General features: G+C 31.2%; 19 protein-coding genes. 7 read left to right on the top strand and 12 right to left on the bottom strand.

Going from position 1 to position 19675, the window contains the following annotated elements:
* The 5 genes from N5D03_RS11500 to N5D03_RS11520 form a co-directional block, all read right to left on the bottom strand.
* Positions 1-721: prolipoprotein diacylglyceryl transferase family protein (locus N5D03_RS11500; protein ID WP_347880919.1), on the bottom strand; the 721-nt coding region annotated here is incomplete at its 3' end.
* Between the two features lie 94 nt (positions 722-815).
* On the bottom strand, positions 816-1649 hold the full coding sequence (locus tag N5D03_RS11505; protein WP_114999699.1) for a 1,4-dihydroxy-2-naphthoyl-CoA synthase: 834 nt from the start codon (positions 1647-1649) through the stop codon (positions 816-818).
* Positions 1650-1715: 66 nt separating this feature from the next.
* On the bottom strand, positions 1716-2444 hold the full coding sequence (locus N5D03_RS11510) for a hypothetical protein (protein ID WP_125350194.1): 729 nt from the start codon (positions 2442-2444) through the stop codon (positions 1716-1718).
* 73 nt (positions 2445-2517) lie between these two features.
* Positions 2518-4563, bottom strand: coding sequence for a pitrilysin family protein (locus N5D03_RS11515; protein ID WP_280051737.1), 2046 nt, complete (start codon positions 4561-4563; stop codon positions 2518-2520).
* Between the two features lie 14 nt (positions 4564-4577).
* Positions 4578-5900 (bottom strand): pitrilysin family protein, encoded by a 1323-nt coding sequence (locus N5D03_RS11520; RefSeq protein WP_280051738.1) that lies wholly within the window; start codon positions 5898-5900, stop codon positions 4578-4580.
* 222 nt (positions 5901-6122) lie between these two features.
* Between N5D03_RS11520 and N5D03_RS11525 the strand changes: the two genes are divergently transcribed.
* The 4 genes from N5D03_RS11525 (at position 6123) to N5D03_RS11540 (ending at position 9690) form a co-directional block, all read left to right on the top strand.
* Positions 6123-6926: a sulfite exporter TauE/SafE family protein gene (locus N5D03_RS11525; RefSeq protein WP_280051740.1), complete on the top strand. Its 804-nt coding sequence runs from the start codon at positions 6123-6125 to the stop codon at positions 6924-6926.
* 8 nt (positions 6927-6934) lie between these two features.
* A complete protein-coding gene (locus N5D03_RS11530) occupies positions 6935-7522 on the top strand; it encodes a methyltransferase domain-containing protein (protein ID WP_280051742.1) in 588 nt (195 codons plus the stop codon).
* Positions 7523-7659: 137 nt separating this feature from the next.
* Entirely contained in the window at positions 7660-9099 is a 1440-nt protein-coding gene (locus tag N5D03_RS11535; protein ID WP_280051744.1) for an MBL fold metallo-hydrolase, read from the top strand.
* A 78-nt stretch (positions 9100-9177) separates the two neighbouring features.
* Positions 9178-9690, top strand: a complete 513-nt coding sequence (locus tag N5D03_RS11540) for a hypothetical protein (protein ID WP_280051746.1) — start codon at positions 9178-9180, stop codon at positions 9688-9690.
* A 16-nt stretch (positions 9691-9706) separates the two neighbouring features.
* On the opposite strand, the gene N5D03_RS11545 is transcribed toward N5D03_RS11540, so the two are convergent.
* A complete protein-coding gene (locus N5D03_RS11545) occupies positions 9707-10948 on the bottom strand; it encodes a glycosyltransferase (RefSeq protein WP_280051748.1) in 1242 nt (413 codons plus the stop codon).
* A 99-nt stretch (positions 10949-11047) separates the two neighbouring features.
* On the opposite strand from N5D03_RS11545, the gene N5D03_RS11550 reads away from it, so the two are divergent.
* Together N5D03_RS11550 and N5D03_RS11555 are read left to right on the top strand one after the other, a co-directional pair.
* On the top strand, positions 11048-11449 hold the full coding sequence (locus tag N5D03_RS11550) for a hypothetical protein (RefSeq protein ID WP_280051750.1): 402 nt from the start codon (positions 11048-11050) through the stop codon (positions 11447-11449).
* A 70-nt stretch (positions 11450-11519) separates the two neighbouring features.
* Positions 11520-12101, top strand: coding sequence for a tRNA-(ms[2]io[6]A)-hydroxylase (locus N5D03_RS11555; protein WP_115001228.1), 582 nt, complete (start codon positions 11520-11522; stop codon positions 12099-12101).
* 46 nt (positions 12102-12147) lie between these two features.
* Here N5D03_RS11555 and N5D03_RS11560 read toward each other — a convergent pair whose 3' ends face one another.
* Positions 12148-12528, bottom strand: a complete 381-nt coding sequence (locus tag N5D03_RS11560) for a hypothetical protein (RefSeq protein WP_280051751.1) — start codon at positions 12526-12528, stop codon at positions 12148-12150.
* Positions 12529-12533: 5 nt separating this feature from the next.
* Positions 12534-13178 carry an MgtC/SapB family protein gene (locus N5D03_RS11565; protein WP_280051752.1) on the bottom strand — a complete coding sequence of 215 codons (645 nt, stop codon included), beginning with the start codon at positions 13176-13178 and terminating at the stop codon, positions 12534-12536.
* A gap of 169 nt (positions 13179-13347) precedes the next feature.
* On the opposite strand from N5D03_RS11565, the gene N5D03_RS11570 reads away from it, so the two are divergent.
* A complete protein-coding gene (locus N5D03_RS11570; protein ID WP_280051753.1) occupies positions 13348-14013 on the top strand; it encodes a DUF2490 domain-containing protein in 666 nt (221 codons plus the stop codon).
* 82 nt (positions 14014-14095) lie between these two features.
* Here the strand turns inward: N5D03_RS11570 and N5D03_RS11575 are convergent, their stop codons facing one another.
* The 4 genes from N5D03_RS11575 to N5D03_RS11590 form a co-directional block, all read right to left on the bottom strand.
* Positions 14096-14650: a biliverdin-producing heme oxygenase gene (locus tag N5D03_RS11575; protein WP_219035002.1), complete on the bottom strand. Its 555-nt coding sequence runs from the start codon at positions 14648-14650 to the stop codon at positions 14096-14098.
* 3 nt (positions 14651-14653) lie between these two features.
* A complete protein-coding gene (locus N5D03_RS11580) occupies positions 14654-16834 on the bottom strand; it encodes an ATP-binding protein (RefSeq protein WP_125350205.1) in 2181 nt (726 codons plus the stop codon).
* A 47-nt stretch (positions 16835-16881) separates the two neighbouring features.
* On the bottom strand, positions 16882-17583 hold the full coding sequence (locus tag N5D03_RS11585) for a hypothetical protein (protein ID WP_280051754.1): 702 nt from the start codon (positions 17581-17583) through the stop codon (positions 16882-16884).
* 178 nt (positions 17584-17761) lie between these two features.
* The gene (locus tag N5D03_RS11590; protein WP_038333627.1) at positions 17762-19648 is read right to left on the bottom strand and encodes a S9 family peptidase; all 1887 of its coding nucleotides are present in this window, start codon (positions 19646-19648) and stop codon (positions 17762-17764) included.
* Positions 19649-19675: the final 27 nt, after the last annotated feature.

Raw genomic sequence — 19675 nt, forward strand, 5'->3', positions numbered from 1 at the left:
TAAAGATATAATAAAAAATAACACCAACACAAGTAATTTGAATAGAACTTAATCCTAAAAAAATGGGATGTATTGGTTTGATAAAATCTAAACAGAAACGAAACACAAAATAAGCCAGCATAAAGATTTGAAACAAATATCCAGAAGGATAAATATATTTTTTCTGAACGATTTTTAAAACTATCCAAAGCAAAATAAGGTAAACAATTTCGTACAAAGCAACCGGATGACGTAACAATCCATCGCCTAAATCCATTCCGAAAATAGATGTTGTTTCTATTCCATATGTTTGTTCATAAATGCCTGTTAAAAAGCAACCAATTCGTCCAATTATCATCGCTAAAATCAAAGGAAAAGTAATCAAATCTCCTGTACTTTCTTTGTATCTAATTATCTTTTTTGTGAGTTCTACACCAATTAAACCAAAGGTTAAACCACCTATGATTGTGTTACTTGTCCAGAAAAAGAGAAAAGGATTTTTTGCATCCAAAAGAGCTTGCGGATTTTCTAATGTTCCAATTATTTTAGATCCCAAAAGTGCACCAATTAAAGCGCCTATAATTATACTAAACGATTGTGTTATCGATAAACTTGATTTGTTTCGTTTTCGTAGAAATGCATAATAACGCATCGCAATAAAAATTCCGACCGATTCGAGAATAGGATGAATTAAGACTGAATGTCCAAAAATTTCAATGGATACAGGAAAATCTATTATCACAAATTAATTAGGTTTTGAGTAAAAGTAATTGATTTTATAGAAATAAAAAAAGCGATGTTGAACATCGCTTTTCGTTTATATTTTGAAAATTTTCTTATCTAAATTTAGAAAAATCTCTTGGACGTTTTTCTAAGAATGCATTACGACCTTCTACAGCTTCTTCTGTTCCGTATGCAAAACGTGTTGTTTCTCCTGCAAAAATTTGTTGTCCAACTAAACCATCGTCCACTAAATTGAATGCATATTTCAACATTTTAATTGCCGTTGGCGATTTTGTTAAAATCTCTTGTGCCCAATCAAAAGCAACTTGTTCTAACTCATCATGTGGAACAACTAAATTAACCATTCCCATATCGTAAGCCTCTTGTGCAGAGTAATTCAATCCTAAGAAAAAGATTTCGCGCGCACGTTTTTGACCAACTTGTTTAGCCAAATAAGCCGAACCGTAACCACCATCAAATGAAGCTACATCAGCATCAGTTTGTTTGAAAATTGCGTGCTCTTTAGAAGCCAATGTCATATCACAAACCACGTGCAAAGAATGTCCTCCACCTACTGCCCAACCGTTTACCACAGCTACAACAACTTTAGTCGAAAAACGAATCAAACGCTGAACTTCTAAAATATTTAAACGTCCAACACCATCTTGTCCTTCATAACCTTTTGCGCCACGAACACGTTGATCTCCTCCAGAACAGAAAGCCCAACCACCGTCTTTTGCAGATGGTCCTTCTCCTGTCAATAAAATTACACCAACTTCACGGTCTTCTTCTGCTAATTGAAAAGCATCTAATAATTCGAAAACAGTTTTCGGACGAAATGCATTACGAACTTCAGGACGATTAAACGCAATACGCATTACACCATCACATTTCTTGAACGTGATATCTTCGTACTCCTTTACCGTTTGCCAATTGATTGTTGCCATTATATATTTTGTTTTTTGATTAAAATTTTCTCAAAAATAAGATTTATTCATTTTTAAAAATAATTTTCAGTTATTAATCTCAAGTTTTTCTGCTCTTTTTCTACGATATTCAAGCATACGTTGGTCTATAATTTCTTGAAATTCTTCTTTAGTTACCTCATTTTTTGCGTTAAGTGGTTTTATTTCTTTTAAAGGATTTGTTTCAATTCGTTTTAAAATTAAATTGTTTCCTCCATTAAAGTTTGCTTTAACAATAATTCCTTTCAAACCCATCAATCCAAAAGGCGCAATATTATCAGAATATGTTTCGTCAACCCAAATAGTTGTAGTAATAATTTTATCCTCTTTTAATCCTTTATCTTTACGTTTTGTATTATATTTCTTGGTAAGAACTCCGTTTATTTCTTCTGTTTCGTTCAAATCAATCCAGTATAAATCATCAAACTTTGAAGTCACAAGATATTCTTTATTCATTAGATTTTTTTTATTCGATATAAATTGATTTTTATAATCATAATAAAACATACCATTTGCTCTTACAAAAATTTGTACCATATCAATTTCTAAAGTTTGGGAATTATTCAACTTTTCAATCGGAACAAACAAAGCTTGCTCTCCGTTATACGTATAAATATATTCAACAGGATTCGAAGTTGATTTTATCAAATCAAAAGATTTTGACGATTTAAATTCTACATCAGAACTTAACTCATAAATAAAAGTATTACCTTTTGGTAACTGTGCAAAACACAAACTTGAAATCAAGATTATAATTAGAAAAAAGTATTTATTCATAATAGTCACATAAAAAAAGACAATCCGAAAAATACGAATTGCCTTTTAATTTGAAAAATATTTAAAAGAATTGTTATTTAAAATCTGCGTCAGAAACGTTTTTATTAATTTCTGTTGCATCGATAATAATTTTGATCGTTTGTGGACCAGTTTCTGTTATCATTTCAGAAGGCATTAATATTCCATCAAACGTTTTATATCCTTTGTTAATTGTCGTTGCAATCATATCACCTTGTGGAGATTTCATTTTTTGCTCAGATTTCATTAACAAACCAGTTTTTACATCATAAAAATCTGTACGAGAAATATCTGCAGCAACAACTTTGTAATATTCAACTCCGTTTTCAGAAACGATTCCTTCTACTTTAGCCGTTTTATACCCTTCTGACAAAGGCGTAAATAATGAATTTGTCTTAAACAAAGGAGCTGTCATATCTGCTGGTAAATCCATTTTTTGACCTGCTTGAGACATATAACCTTTTTGACCATCAAAAACTTGTTTAATAGTCATTCCCATAATCGTGAATTCAGTTGCAGTTTTATTAGGTGTTGCATTTTTTATGACATAGTCTCCACTCATTCCCATTGTCTCTATTTTTCCTTTTTGAGCAATCGATTTTACAGCTTTCACTTTATCCGCGCCACCAATAGCTTTGAAATAATTATCTGTGATTTGAGCGACAGTAACTGTTGTAGTTTTTGCACCAGATGTTGGTTTATCAGTTTTATTTCCGAAAGAATCGTAGTAATTAACTGGATAACCTAACTTTTCTAAAGCTGGAGCAATTTGCTCTAATTTCCCTGTTACATTGATTTTTGCTTGATCTGGACGGAAATATTTTTTCGAAACACGTAAAACATCATCAATTGTTACTGCATTTATATTTTTGATATAATCTGCATAAAAACTATCTGATAATTGATTTGTCTTTTTCGTTAAAGCTTGGTTAGCAACCGTAGAAGGACTTTCTAAAGTCAAAATAAAGTTTCCTAAGAATTTCGCTTTTACATCGTCCAACATTTTTTGGTCGATTTTATTTACCGTCATTCCTTTGATTTCTTTCATCGTCTCAACGATTGCAGAATCCGTCACTTCGTTACGAACAGTTGCATTTGTACTGAAACGTCCAATGTAACGAGAATCAGAAACTCCACCACGTGCACCATATGTCCAACCATGCGCTTCACGAAGATTCATATTCAATTTCGAATTGAAATCTCCCCCTAAAATAGACGACGCAATTAACGCTGCATAATAATCTGGATCTTTCTTCGTTAACTGAACTGGATACGAAACCGAAACCACAGATTGCACTGCATTAGGCATATTAATCGCGTTTAATTCCGTTTTTGTAACCTCTTCTACTTTTGGAAATGCTGGAATATTTAATTTTCCTGCTTGCCAAGAATTAAAGTTTTTCTCCGCCAATGCTTTTACATCTTTTGTCGAGATATCTCCAACAACAATCAAATAAGCATTGTTTGGTTTGTAGTAGGTATTGTAGTAATCCTTCACATCTTGCAATGTAATTTTCTCAATTTGGGCTGGTGTATCAAATTCTGAGAAAGGATTATTTTTTCCATAAACTAATATATTCGAAACGCGAGATGCTGCTGCTTCTACAGATTTTTCATCAGCTTTTAAACCTTCGATGTAACGTTTTTTAACATCAGTAAATTCACTTTCAGTAAAGTTTGGATTCATAGCCCCATCTGCCATATAACCAAAAATTTCGTTGAAATATTTAGTCAAAGAACTTGCAGAAGCTCCTTCTTCCCAAAAATTAACGCGAGCTCCTAAAAACTCAATACGTTTATTGAAATCGTCTTTCGATTTTGTTTTTGTTCCTGTTCCCAACATTTCGCTTAACAACGACTCTGCTCCTTTTTTTGCACCTAATGCAAATGGTGGATTATCGATAGTTAATGTCGCAGAAACTCGTGGTAATTTATGATTTTCAACAACTATAACTGTTAAACCATTTTTTAATTTGAATTCGTTCGATTTTCCTAAATTAACCGTCGGTGCTGGTCCTGGTTTTGGCATTGGAATCGCCACTTGCGCATTTAAGCTAACTGCCATAAAAGCGATTGCAAGAGATAATATTTTTGTTTTCATAATTCGGTTGTTTTTTATTTTGCAGCTTTTTTAGATTCTGGTAAATAATGAATAATTACACGTTGGTTTTTGTTTAGATACTTTTTAGCAACATTGCGAATATCTTCTCTTGTTACAGATTGATAAATTTTCAATTCTTCGTTGATTTTATTTGTATCTCCGCCCAACATATAAGCATCTGCTAAAGCATGTGCAATGTTTTGAACACCCGATTTTGAAGCCACAAAACTATTTTCAATTCCATTTAAGATTTTTTGGTAATCTTCTTCAGAAATCAAATTTGTTTGAACTTTTTCTATATCTTGTTGTAAATCTCCTTCTAATTTATCCAAAGAAACTTCTCCTTGAGGTAAAATTCCGATTGAATAAATCCCGTAATCTTCCATTTGACGATTGAAAGCAAAAATTTGTAATGCTTCTTTTTTCTCGTCAACATATTTTTTATATAAAACTGATGATTTTCCACCTGTTAAATAACTTGATAACATTTCTAATGCATAAGCATCTTTTGATTTGTTGTCTGGCGTACGATAATTAATCGCCAATAAAGGAATCTGAATATTTGCATCATATTCTGTTGCACGAATTTCTGATGTAATTGGATCTTCCTTCACAACAGTTTTCACAACATCTTTTCCTCTTGGAATTACACCAAAATATTTCTCAATTAATTTCTTTGCTTCGTCTTTATTAAAATCACCCGCAACAACTAATACAGCATTGTTTGGCACATAAAAAGTTTGACTAAAGTGTTTGAAATCGTCTAATTTCGCATTACTTAAATCCTCAAAAGAACCAATTACACTCCAACGATAAGGATGTTTTTTGAAAAGGTGAGGATTAACTGCTTCTCCGTACGAAAATTTACCATAAGGCTGATTGTCTAAACGAGAACGTTTTTCTTCTTTTACAACTTCTTTTTGTGTATCAACACCAATTTGGTTGATGATTGGTTGACGCAAACGATCAGATTCCATCCATAATCCTAATTCTAAATTATTTGATGGAAAAGTTTCGTAATAATATGTTCTGTCCGTTGTTGTATTCGCATTGTTAGAACCTCCATGAGAAGATACAATTTTGAACCATTCTCCTCTTTTGATGTTCTGTGTACCTTCAAATAATAAATGCTCAAAAAAGTGTGCAAAACCTGTTTTACCAACTTGCTCATCTTTCGAACCTACGTGATACATAACACCTGTTGTAATAACTGGAGCAGAATTATCTTGATGAAGGATAACATGCAATCCGTTTGGTAGAGTATACTCATCAAATTTTATTTGCTGACCAAATAACGCTGATCCTGCAAATAAGATAGACATAAAAATTTTTTTCATTTAGTAATTTTTAAGTTTTTTATCTATTATGCTTATGTAACATTAGTAGCAGTTTTTTTGAAAATGTTACACCAAATTTGCATAATAATTAAAAAAAAGTAAAATAATACACGTCTATTGATTTAGTAGGCATTTGTATTAATTTACAACAATATTTCATAATATATCTATAGTAATTGTTATTGTATTTGCTATAGATTTGTAAAAATCGAGAGAAAAAAAATGGATTTTATAGAGTTTTTTGGTTTTGTAGGCGCCTTCTTCATCGGACTAATTATGGGAGTTCTTGGTGGTGGTGGATCTATTTTAGCCGTTCCTATTTTAGCGTATATTTTTCATTTCGACGAAAAAATTGCTACTGCTTATTCATTATGCATTGTTGGATCGACAGGATTGATTGGAGGAATAAAGCAAGCTTCGCAAAAAATGGTTGATTGGAAAGTTGTTTTTCAATTTGGTTTACCAGCTGTTGTTGGAATTACATTGGTTCGCGCATTTTTAATTCCTGCCTTACCAACTAATTTATTTGCTATAGGCGATTTTATCGTCACACGCCGAATGGCAATGTTTGGTTTATTCGCTATTCTGATGGTTTTCGCCGCTATTTCTATGTTAAAAGGTAAGAAAGATGTAGAAGTTGATCAGAAAAATAATAAGTTAAATCCTGTTTTATTTATTCAAGGATTTTTAATCGGAGGATTAACAGGAATGGTTGGTGCTGGTGGTGGTTTTTTGATTGTTCCAGCATTGATGATGGTTGCAAAATTAGATATGAAAAGAGCTTCGGCAACTTCATTGGTAATTATTGCCATCAATTCACTTATCGGATTTTTTATTGGTGATGCTTTACACATCAAAATTGATTGGAGTTTTTTGAGTGTTTTCATTGGAATTTCTATGGTTGGAATTCTTGTCGGAACCTACATCAACAAATTTTTACCAGTACAATTTCTAAAACGAACATTTGCAATCTTCATTATTTTAATGGCAATTTTTATGTTCATCGAAGAATTTATAATTCAATAATTTAAAGTATGGAACTGAACGAAAATTTTTGGAACGATAAATACATCACAAATCAAACTGGTTGGGATTTAAAAGCTCCTTCTACTCCACTAAAAGAGTATATCGATCAATTAGAAGATAAAAATATCCGTATTTTGATTCCTGGTTGTGGAAATGCTTACGAAGCAGAATACCTTTTGGAACAAGGTTTTACAAATATTACATTGATTGACATTTCGGAAATTGTAGTCGAAAAAATCAAAGAAAAATTTAAACATATTCCCAATATCAAAGTTCTTCATCAAGACTTTTTTGAGTTAGATGGTGAATTTGATTTGATTTTAGAACAAACTTTTTTCTGTGCATTAGATCCAAAATTACGTCAAAGTTATAGTATCAAAATGAACGAACTATTAGCCGAAAACGGAAAATTAGTTGGTGTATTATTCAACAGAGAATTCGGAAATGACACGCCGCCTTTTGGAGGTGATAAAACTGAATATCAGACGTATTTCAACGATTATTTTGATTTCAAAGTCATGGAAAATTGTTACAATTCTATTCCGCCAAGAGCAAAAACTGAATTATTTATTAATCTAAAAAAGATTGCCAAATAACCTATGATTTCATTCATAAATTTTAGGCTAACTATCAATCTTATTTGAGTTTAAATAGAAGAAAAGTATCAGAATTCATCCATCAGAGGAAAATTCTAAATTTAAATATTTGTATTTTTACACACTAAATCATTCTTATGAAAATTGAACAAATTTACACCGGATGTCTTGCGCAAGGTGCTTATTATATAGAAAGCAATGGTGAAGTTGCAATTATTGATCCGTTAAGAGAAACACAATCTTATATCGATCAAGCGACAAAAGACAATGCTAAAATCAAATACATTTTCGAGACGCATTTTCATGCAGATTTCGTTTCTGGACATCTAGATTTAGCTCAAAAAACTGGTGCTACAATTATTTATGGTCCAACTGCAGAGCCAAATTTTGATGCACATATCGCAACAGATGGCGAAGTTTTTTCTTTAGGAAATATCACCATTACAGCTTTGCATACACCTGGACATACAATGGAAAGTACAACGTATTTATTGAAAGATGAAAACGGTAAAGATTACGCTCTTTTTACTGGGGACACTTTATTTATTGGTGATGTTGGTCGTCCAGATTTAGCACAAAAATTAAATACAGATTTAACACAAGAAAAATTAGCAGGTTATTTATTTGATTCGTTACGAACAAAAATTATGCCTTTAGCTAATGATATAATTGTATATCCTGCTCACGGAGCGGGTTCTGCTTGTGGAAAAAACATGAGTAAAGAAACTTTTGATACATTAGGAAATCAAAAAGAAGTAAATTATGCGTTGAATCCTAACATGACAAAAGAAGAGTTTATCGTAGAATTAACTTCAGGATTATTACCTCCTCCATTCTATTTTCCAGAAAATGTAATGATGAACAAATTGGGTGTTGAATCTTTGGATGTAGTGAAAGAACGTGCGAATAAAGCTTTATTTCCAGACGAATTTATGCAAGTTGCGGAAGATACAAATGCGTTAATTTTAGATGTTCGCGATCCTCAAACTTTTGCAGCTGGATTTATTCCAAACTCCATCAATATTGGAATTAGAGGAAATTTTGCACCTTGGGTTGGTACATTAATCACAGATATCAAACAACCAATTTTGTTAATTGCAGAAATTGGTGAAGAAGAGGAAGCGGTAACACGTTTGGCTCGTGTCGGATATGACAATGTAATCGGATTTTTGAACAATGGTTTCCAAGCTTGGGCTGAAGCTGAAAAAGATTTCGATGAAATTGTTTCGGTTTCTCCAGAAGAGTTTGTAGAGTTAGTTGATGAAACTGAATTAAAAATTTTGGACGTTCGTAAGCCAGGTGAATATGAAACTTCTCACGTAGAAGGTGCAATTACAGCTCCATTAGATTTCATCAACGAATCAATGAAATTAATCGATCCAGAGGAAACCTATTTAGTACATTGTGCAGGAGGATATCGTTCGATGATTTTCACTTCAATTTTACGCGCTCGTGGTTACGAAAATTTGATTGACGTTGCTGGAGGTTTTGGTAAAATAAAAGAAGTTGAAGGTGTAAAAATTGTAGAAGGAACTTCGCCTTGTCAATCAGGAAATAATTCTTGTTCAACGAAATAAACAATTTATTTTAAAAAATAACGTTATAGCCTTGTGATAAACAAGGCTTTTTTTATATTCGTCATCTAAATTCATCCAATGAAAAAATTGTTATTCATCGCCACTCTTTTTACATGTATTACCGCTTTTGCTCAACAGAAAATACATGGAGCTGAATCGTTTGCGTTAACTATTCCAAAAGATTTTCAGCGTACAGTTGGGTTAAATGATTATGCAACTATACAATTTGAAAGTCTTGCTCCAAAGCCAAATTCGTATGGTTTTGTGATTTTTGAACACAAAGATGAATTAAAATTAGCAGATTCTAATTTAGATATGATTGATTATACGCTAAATTCTATCGAGCCATATAAAACACAAAAAGGGTTTAATTACATCAAAAAACCTTATGTTGCCTACGAACAGGGATTCAATTATGCCTATACCGAATTTGAAACAAATGATCCCGAATCTGGTCATATTTATTTCCTACAAACTGTAATCGAAACGAAAGAATTTGTCTATCAGATTTTACAATATTGCAGTTTCGAAAATCAAGAAATAATGAAAAGCGATTTTGTCAAAATTGCAAATAGCTTCAAAGTAGAATAATCATAAAAAAACCTTCCTATTTCGGAAGGTTTTTGTTTTTTTGTTCAATCCAAAGTGACATATATTTTGTACTTTGATGATGATGATGTTGCAAAATTTGACCAATAAAATTTTGATTTCGATGTTGGATTAAATTTGCTTCAATCGATTTAATTTTCTCTAAAAAATCAACTTCAAATTTAGTTTTATTGTAATTTTCATTCAGAATTTTGACTCCATTTTGTTGAGCAATTTCCCACTCTTTCTCATTATTGTAAAGCAAAATAGCTTTCTCCACAAACGCTTCAAAATCATCTTCTACAAAACCATTCCAATCAAAATTATCTTTCATTGCTTCTGCTCCAATCGTAGTCGTAACCGAAGGCGTTCCGGTTTGCATTGCATCCACAAACTTTCCTTTTACACCAGCGCCAAAATTAATCGGCGCCAACAAAACTTTGTAATTTGACATCGTTTCTTGCGCATTTTCTGCTCTACTTTTGATCAAAAATCGTTCGGAAGGATTATTTAATTGCAAAACTTTTTGCGTTGCATAAGCACCATAAATATGTAATTCAGCTTTCGGAAGTTTCTTTCTCAAAATTGGCCAAATTTCTTTTTTTAAGGTCTGAACACAATTAAAATTAGGTTCGTGAATAAAATTTCCGATAAACATAAAATATTCTCTTTCTTCAAAACTTTTCCAAGAATTGATTTTTTCATTTGTAATTTCATTTTCTAAAAAAGGTAAATAATACAAGATTTTTTCATCAATTTTAAATTGATTTTGAAGAATATCCATTTCCTTTTTTGAAATCATCAACGATAAATCACAGCGTAAAATAGAAGCTATTTCTCGTTTTGCTAAATCAGAAAACAATAAATCTTCTGTAAATTCTATTCCTTTTTTAGCTGCTTCTTGTCGCGCATTTCGTAGAAAATGTAAATCTTCTGTGTCCAAAATTTTCAATGCATTTGGACATTCTTTCGAAACGCGCCAACCATATTGTTCTTCAATCATAAAACGATCAAAAAGAACAATTTCAGGATTTAATTCTCTTACAAAATCATCAAAACTATCATCATTTAACTGAATTTCAACTTCTTTTATTCCTTTCGAAATCAAATCAAAACTATAATCAGATTTTGAAGCAGCACACGCAAAAGTTATCTCAAATTCAGTTTTTTTGAAACAATCGATTAACTGAATCATTCGAGTTCCTGCCGCAGAAGAAGTTGGTTCTGGCCAAACTTGACCAATGATTAAAAGTTTTTTCATCCCACAAAATTACACTTTCTGTTTCTTAATTGGAAGATTAAATATTATACACACAATTTGGCTTATTTTAATGTAAATTTGCAGCTAAAATTATATAAAATGTCTTATCAAACTGTTTTTGAAGAATTTTTCGAGCAAGTAAAATCAAGTATCAAAGAAGGAACTTTTGCAAAATTGACAATGGCCAAAACTATTGGAGATACTGATCTTAAAAATATTTTTGTTCGTTTACATCTTTTAGAAAATAATGAGTACAATTTTGCCTTCACATTTCGTTATAAAACCGAAGAAGTTGAGCAATTTCATAGTGTTGAACAGACTTTTTTAATTTTGAGTTCTTACATCAAAAATCCATTTACAAACGCTTTATTATTTACAATTGAGAAAGATTTAATTTTTAAAGTCAATAAAAAGAATGCTGCAAGTTTAACAGAGCAAGCTCCAACTTTTAAACATGCTTCGGATGTGATGTTAGAAATGATTGAAAAGAAAACCATTTAGAAAACGATTTTTCACATTCAATCTTTAAACAATATAATTTCGTAAATTTGGACTTAATATTTTTCGAAAAATGCTTGGATTAAAACTTTTGACAGACCCACGTTGGGCTGATATTGCGGAAAGAAATTTAGAAGAAATTTTAACAGACCATGCGTGGTGTGAGCAAAAAGCGGCAACAAATGCGATTACAATGATTGCGTATAATTCTGAACATGACGAATTTATTCAAGAAATGTCAGATATTGCCATCGAAGAAATGCAACATTTCAAAATGGTTGTAGAAATTATCGAGCGTCGTGGATACAAATTAGGTCGCGAGCGTAAAGATGATTACGTTGGTCAGTTGATGAAATTTTGTAAAAAAGATGGTTCTCGTAATATGGCTTTTGTGGATCGTTTATTATTCGCAGCGATGATTGAAGCTAGAAGTTGTGAACGTTTCAGAACATTATCACAAAATATTAATGACGAAGAATTAGCAAAATTTTACTATGATTTGATGGTTTCGGAAGCAAATCATTATACTACTTTCTTAAATTTTGCTCGAAAACTTTCCACTGATGTTGATGTGGACAAACGTTGGAAAGAATGGTTGGATTTTGAAGGAAATTTGATTCAATCTTACGGAAATAAAGAAGCAATACACGGATAGAATTTAGATAATAAAAAAGTGAAATCAAGGTTTGATTTCACTTTTTTTATTCGACATAAATCAATCGACAAGGAACGTCCAAATCTTCCGTCAAATAATAACTACAACACAAGCGATGATAACCATCTGCAATGATTAATTCGTTTGCAGATCGCACCAACAAAATTGGAGAAAGCCTCTTATTTGCTTTTATTTTTTTGAAATTCTCTTGAACATGCCTATTCTCCAAAGGAAGTAAACTCAATTTACTCGCTCTGAAAATGTCTTTGGATTTCTTGATAATTGTTTCGGCTTCCGATAATTTATTTACAAGCGAAACAGCTATTTCAGGTTTAAAAATTAATTCCAAATAATCTTGCGCAGCGGGAAAATCGTGCTCTTCTGGTTCATCTAACCAAATATTTTTGTCATCTGTTAGGTTTTTCATTCTAATTAAAATTGATAGGTTTTTATAATTTTATCATCTAATAATTGTTTCATTAACATTTTATGTTGTTTACTTTTACCTCTAACCAACCAAGTTGTAGAAACATTTCCATCTGTAGCATGTTGCTTAGCAACCGAAAATCTTAAATCAAATTTTTTAAATAATGTTTGGCAATATTCATATTCCTCTTTCGACTTTGTCAGAATTGTATAATTTTTAATTTTATGGTAATCATCAATATAATTTTGAAGATAAGTTAATCCAACCAAAATAATCAAAACGATAACACTTCCCAATAAACCTAAATAGACATAACCCGCGCCAATACACATTCCCAACGATGCAGTCGCCCAAATAGTAGTTGCGGTCGTAATTCCTGCAACTTTATTATCGTCCTTAAAAATTACTCCGGCTCCTAGAAATCCAATTCCCGTGATGATATTTGCAGCCAATCGATCTGGATTTTCTACTCCAATTCGGATCGAAAGAATTGTGAACAAACAAGATCCAAAACTAACTAAAATGAATGTTCTTAATCCGGCAGATTTGTTGCGATATTCTCTTTCCGTACCGATCAAAACGCCAATTATAATCGATATACAAATTAAAATCAATTCATTTTGAATCGATTTTGCTAAAAATTCTTCCATAATCACAGAAATTATAACTTAAATATACAACTTTGGTGAATTTTTCACTCTCCAATTTCAAGATAATTGTTTAAATAAAAGCGCAAAAAAATAAACTTAATCATTGAGAAAATGATAAATGACACGAATCATTTTCAAAGCTTTTTATATTTTCGTTAAAATTGAATGAATGAAAAAAATATTAGCCAGTTTTATTGTTTTAGCCAGCTTCGGGGTACAAGCGCAAGAAAGTAATTTCAGGACTTGGAATGCCTTAAATATCAATCAAAAAATCAATAAAGATTTTAATTTTCAGTCGGATATACAATATCGTTCGTACGAAGATTTAGATCAATTGAATCAACTTTTGATTCGAGGAGGAATAGGATACAATTTAACCGAAAATAATAATACAATTTTAGCTGGTTACGCCTACATTCAAAACAGAAATCCTACTGCTATAGATGATTATGCTCATAGTCACGAACATCGTTTGTATCAACAATTCAATACAAAACATGCTTTACAACGTTTTAATTTCGCGCATCGATTTCGTGTTGAAGAACGCTTTTTAGAAAATGATACACAATTTAGATTTCGTTATCAATTAACTGCAACTGTTCCACTAAATAATGTAAAATTGATCGAAAATACGTGGTATTTGAAAGCGTATGACGAGATTTTTTTGCAAGCTGTAAAAGATAAAACATTTGATAGAAATCGACTTGGTTTAAGCTTTGGTTACGTTATTTCGCCTACTTTTAGTTTAGAAGCTGGTTACATGTTACAAAGTCTTAAAGCATCTCATACTGATCATTTGATGATTGGATTAACAGTTAATAATCTGATAAAATAGCTTATCTTAATTAGGATAATTTACACTTGAATATAATTATTCTAATCAATAATTTTAATTACTTCATAAAAAAATATTTTTTCTAAGCAAAACTTATCAAATCTTCGTAGGCTTTTTTAGCACCTTCAAAAACTTGTTGTTGCTCTTCTTCTGTTGTAAATTCTTGATTGATATAACCAATAAAAGTTTTCCAGATTTGACCAAGGTTTTCACCATAATGTCCAAAATAATTGAAACTTTTATTCTCTAAAAATGGATACTTTTTCAGTGTTTTTGCAATAACATTTCCGCCAAGCATGGAACCTTCTATCACATACAAAGCTCCAATTGCTTCGGCTCTATTTTGTAATTCAAATTGTTTTGGCACATTCAATTCTTCTAAGCCCAACTCGTTAATATCTTGTTGAATCAAAGACAATTTATTGAGTTTTGTTAAGGCTAAATTTTCTAAGTCTTTTTCATTCAAAAATTCTTTAATAGAATCTTCATACGATTTTAGAAAAATATGATTAACCTGCAACATTTTATAATAATTTTTATCTGTAAATGTGCTGTTAAACAATTTATTCGATTCTAATTTATCTTCAATTTCTTTGTGATAAACCGCTGTTTTTTCTTTTAAATAATCAGATAGCATTTGTTAGATTTTTTTAAATGTTAATATAAAAGTTGTTTCTTCTCCCACTTTACTTTCAAAAGATATACCACCATTCATTCTATCCATCATTCTGTGCGCAATAGAAAGCCCTACACCATTTCCAGAGATATTTCCTGTGTTAGACATTCTGCTAAATAGCTTAAACATCTTGTTGTAATCTTCCTGTTTTATTCCGATTCCGTTATCTTTTACTTTAAAAATAACCTCCTCTTCATTCAATTCTGACCATATTTTTATGATTGGATGTTGTGCTTGGGAAGAATATTTTATTGCATTACCAATAATATTCAGAAAAACCTCATAAAACATCGTTTTATCCCCCAAAACATTATGTATTTCTTCTACAACAACTTGTGTATCATTAGTTTTATAATACAATAAAACATCGTGTATAATCTTTTCTATGATTGGTTTTGTTTCGATTGTAGACAATACAATTTCTGATTTTTTAGCTTTACTCAACGCCAAAAGATCCTGCATCATTTGTGTCATTCGATCAATTTCTTCAATAACACTTTTTAATCGATCATTTTTAATTTCATCATCTATCAAACTTCTTTGAAGCATCTGACAATTCAATTTCATCACCGATAAAGGTGTACGTAAATCGTGAGAAACTGTATAGGTAAACGAGTCTAATTCGTCATTTATTTCCTTTAATTGCTCATATAAACTATGAATTTTGAATGATTGTAAATGAAGTGTTTCTATAATTAACTTTATTACTTCTTTGGCAACATATTTCTCCTTATCTAACCAAATAAACGATTTATTCTTAATATTCTCTTGCCAAATTTTGAAAGAAGTTCGAGGAGAAAAACTATGTATTTCATCGCCATTTATAACATCTACATTTTTAATTTTACTTGGTTCTCCAGCCCAATCTAAGGTTTGAACTTGTTCTTTTTTGAACCAAATAATAAAATGTTCGTAAGTTTGATTTAGAAAACAAAACATTACACCAGCCGAACTTGGACTAAGCCTAATCTCTTGTCCATAATCTAGATAAAAAGTATTCGAGGTAAATAAACGTGCTGAGTTTCTTTTAAATGCCCATTCTTTTATTCTCAAAATTTCTTCTTTATCTGGCGTTTCGCCTTCTACAAAAACATCGTCAAAATTAACCAACGCAATCCCATCTGCCTTTGTAAGGTTAAGAACCTCTTTTAGATTATTGTTCATTGATTGCTGAAGATTTTCTTCCGTTAAAAGATTTTCTTTCAGTTTAATCGCTGTTTCGTTAAAATGATTTTGGAACTTTAATCGTTCAGTTGATTTAAAATTCACATAAGTCAACCTTGCTTGACGCGTCAATAATTCAGTTTGCAAACGAACTTGATTTGGAATAAATTTTGGCTTGGAATTCTGACATGCTACAATTCCCCACAATTTTTCGTTAATTACAATAGAAATAGAGAAACTTGCTTCACAATTAGCATTGCGTAAATACTGTAGATGTATCGGAGAAAGTGCTCTAACAGAAGAGTACATCAAGTTTATTTTTTGATAATTCTCATTACTAATTAAAATGATTCTTTTACTATCAACATCTGCAACCAAACGGCTTTTTTTCTTTAAATACAGTTGACGTGCTTGTTTAGGAATATCAAATTCTGGAAAACGCAACCCCATATAAGAATCTAATCCCTTATCACTTTCTTCCGCTATAACAACGCCACTACCATCTTCCAAAAATTTATACAACATTACTCTCTCGTAATGAATCAAACTCTTGATAGATGAAATCAACCTATCCCAAGTTGAGCTTATAGACTTAGAGTACAGGATTTGTTCAGAAAAATTATAATAAGCTAATCTGTTTTCTAAAATAATTAATTCTTCTAACTCCAAATAAATCAATTCATCAAAATGATAAACTGTTAAATGGTAGGTTTTTGAATTAACTTTTGTATTAGTTCGGTAAAATTCACCTTGTTCTAAATTCAAAACCTCATCAAAATCAAGCTCAAAATCATGAAGTTGATTAATATGTTGGCTTAATATCTTTTCAGTAGAAATTTTAAATAATTCATCAATATTTTGAGAAAAAAATTCAATTTGATGCGAATTTTTATGAATTCCTATCAAATATCCAAAAGGTTGAATTTCGTTGAGAAACTGAATTTCTTCGTCTTCACAATTTTTGATGATTTGGTTGATCATATAAATGGTTTAGGAGTGTAATTATGAATCTAAGGTAAATTTATTTTTTAATCTTCTTGTCTTTTAATTTTCAGAATATAGTTTTCTAACTCTAATTCATCGGTATCTACTAATTCGAAATCATTAAAATGAGTTAAACTTTTCTCAAAAAATGCTGTAACTTTTTCTTTTTCTAACGATGGATGAACTTTAATTCCGTTAAATTTTATGTTCTTCATATAGACATAAAAATCGTAATCAAAATCGGTTTCTCCTAAATATGTATTGGCAATTTTTCCTTTCCATTTAATGTCAAAAACACCAAATTCTTCTGTATCTAAAAACGTAATTTCGTGCTGAGCAACTGTGTCATTTCCTAACATCGAAATACCAAAAGCAAGGTTTTCAGGTTCGTCCAAATTCACTGGAAGTGAATCAATTTCGAATGTTTTTTTATTGAGTTGATTAAAATCTAATTGCACATCATTTTTGATCTTTATTCCTTTATTGTTCCAATATGTACTCGAGATGATTGCGTGATCATAATTAATCCAAAGTTGCTTTTCGGCATTCTCTTGAGAAATGTCATCTATTTCATCCAAATCATCTTTATATTCTTCTTCTTCGTCATAATTATCTGACTCTAAATGAAGATCCATCCAAAGGTCAAAATTTTCATCAAGGCGAGCACTCCAAACAAAATCTATTACTTTGTGTCCGTTTGTAAATGGGCTATTCGAAAAATATATTTTGTTATTATCCTTACTCATAAATTGGGTTTTGACTTATGTTTTTGAATTTACAACGATTATTCTACTCTACAAAATTTAAAAAAATAATTGGTTCGTTTATTAGATATTGTCATTGATTTTCAAAGAAATAAAAAAAGTGCAATTTCTATAGAAATTGCACTTTTAAATTATAGTTATGATTTATAAATCAAATGAATTACAATGTTTCTTTTAACCATTTGAAAAATTCTGTATGCCAAATCACAGAATTTTGTGGTTTTAATACCCAGTGATTTTCTTCAGGGAAATAAATAAAACGAGATTTGATTCCTTTCAATTGTAAAATTTGATAAGCCTCTTGCCCTTGTCCCATTGGCACACGATAATCATGACCTCCAACATAAATTAACATTGGCGTATTCCATTTATTTACTAATTCTGTACTACTTGGATCAAATTTAGAGTACGTTTTTTGCGCAGCTTTGTTATTTGTTTCCCACCAAGCGCCACCAGCGTCCCAGTTTGTAAAGAAAATTTCTTCTGTAGTTCCGTACATCGATTTCAAATCGAAAACACCATTATGTGCAATAAAAGATTTGAAACGACCTTCGTGAATACCTGCTAAATAATAAACAGAATATCCTCCGTAAGATGCACCAACAGCACCAAGACGATCTTTATCTACATAAGATTCCTTCGAGATATCATCAATCGCAGCCAAATAATCTTGCATTACTTGTCCTCCCCAATCTTTAGAAATTTGCTCATTCCACTCTACTCCATGACCTGGCATTCCACGACGGTTTGGCGCAATTACAATATACCCTTGTGCTGCCATTAATTGGAAATTCCAACGAGGAGAATAAAATTGAGTTAAAGCAGATTGTGGTCCACCTTGACAATACAATAAAGTTGGGTATTTTTTATTCGGATCGAAATTTGGCGGATAAATTACCCATGCAAACATTTCTTTTCCGTCTGTTGTTTTAATTTTACGTGCTTTTACATCACTCAACGCAATATTATCGAAGATATCTTTGTTTTCGTTTGTTAATTGAGTTAATGCTCCAGATTTCAAATCAACTACATAAATTTCTGCAGCGTGATTGATATCTGTTTTTGTAACAATTGCTTTATTACCAACAATTTCTTTGATGTCTGCAATGTCAAAATCACCTTTTGTAATTTGTTTGATAAAAGGCATTTTTCTCATTTTGAAGTTTACATCAACCTCAAATAATTGAATTGTTCCTCCTACTGGCGCATTGAAATAAATTTTGTTACCATCATTGCTCCATTTATAACCTTGTACGGTTCCGTCCCAATGTTTTGTAATATTCATTTCGATATCACCACGACGAACGATTAAGTCATTTTTATCTGCCTCGTAACCATCGCGCTCCATGCTCAAAAATGCAAAATCTCCTTGAGAAGAAAAACTTGGTGTATTGTCATAACCCATTTTTCCTTCTGTGATATTTTTCGTCGTTTTCGTTGCTAAATCGTATTGATAAATATCTGTATTTGTGCTTAATGCGTAATCCGTTCCAAATTTCTTCTTAGAAACATACAAAACTTTTGTTCCATCTGGCGTCCAAACAAATTCTGATACAGAATATGGTTCGTCTTTTAAAACATCAATTTTAGTCGAACCTTCTTTATTTTCTGATACAAATAAATGATCGTAATTTCCATCATTCCAAGTATCCCAATGTCTGTAATTTAATTCATTATAAATCTGCACATTCGATTTGTCCATTTCTGGATAATAATCAGAACCAAAAACCTTTTGTAATTTAACTTTATCAGTTTCTGCTTTATATTGTTGAGATTTATTCAACGATTCATCAGCCAAAAGCGTTTTATAATCTTCGATTTCCGAAGCTTTTCCTCCTGCCAACGAAATCATATATGTTTTCGATGTGTCTTCTTGTGTTTTTACGTTAGTAGAAGTTACTTTATAAATCAGATTTTTTTGATCTTTTGTTACTCCAACTGGAGCTACTTTTTTTACTTGCCAAAGAAGTTCTGGCGTCATTACTTTTTGTCCCATTGCTGTTGTCGATATCAAGATACTTGCGACTAATACAGAAAATCTATTCATGTTAATTTCAAATCTAAATAATTGTAA

Origin of the sequence: Empedobacter sp. GD03861 (genome assembly GCF_029840885.1) — a bacterium.
GTDB lineage: Bacteria > Bacteroidota > Bacteroidia > Flavobacteriales > Weeksellaceae > Empedobacter > Empedobacter falsenii_B.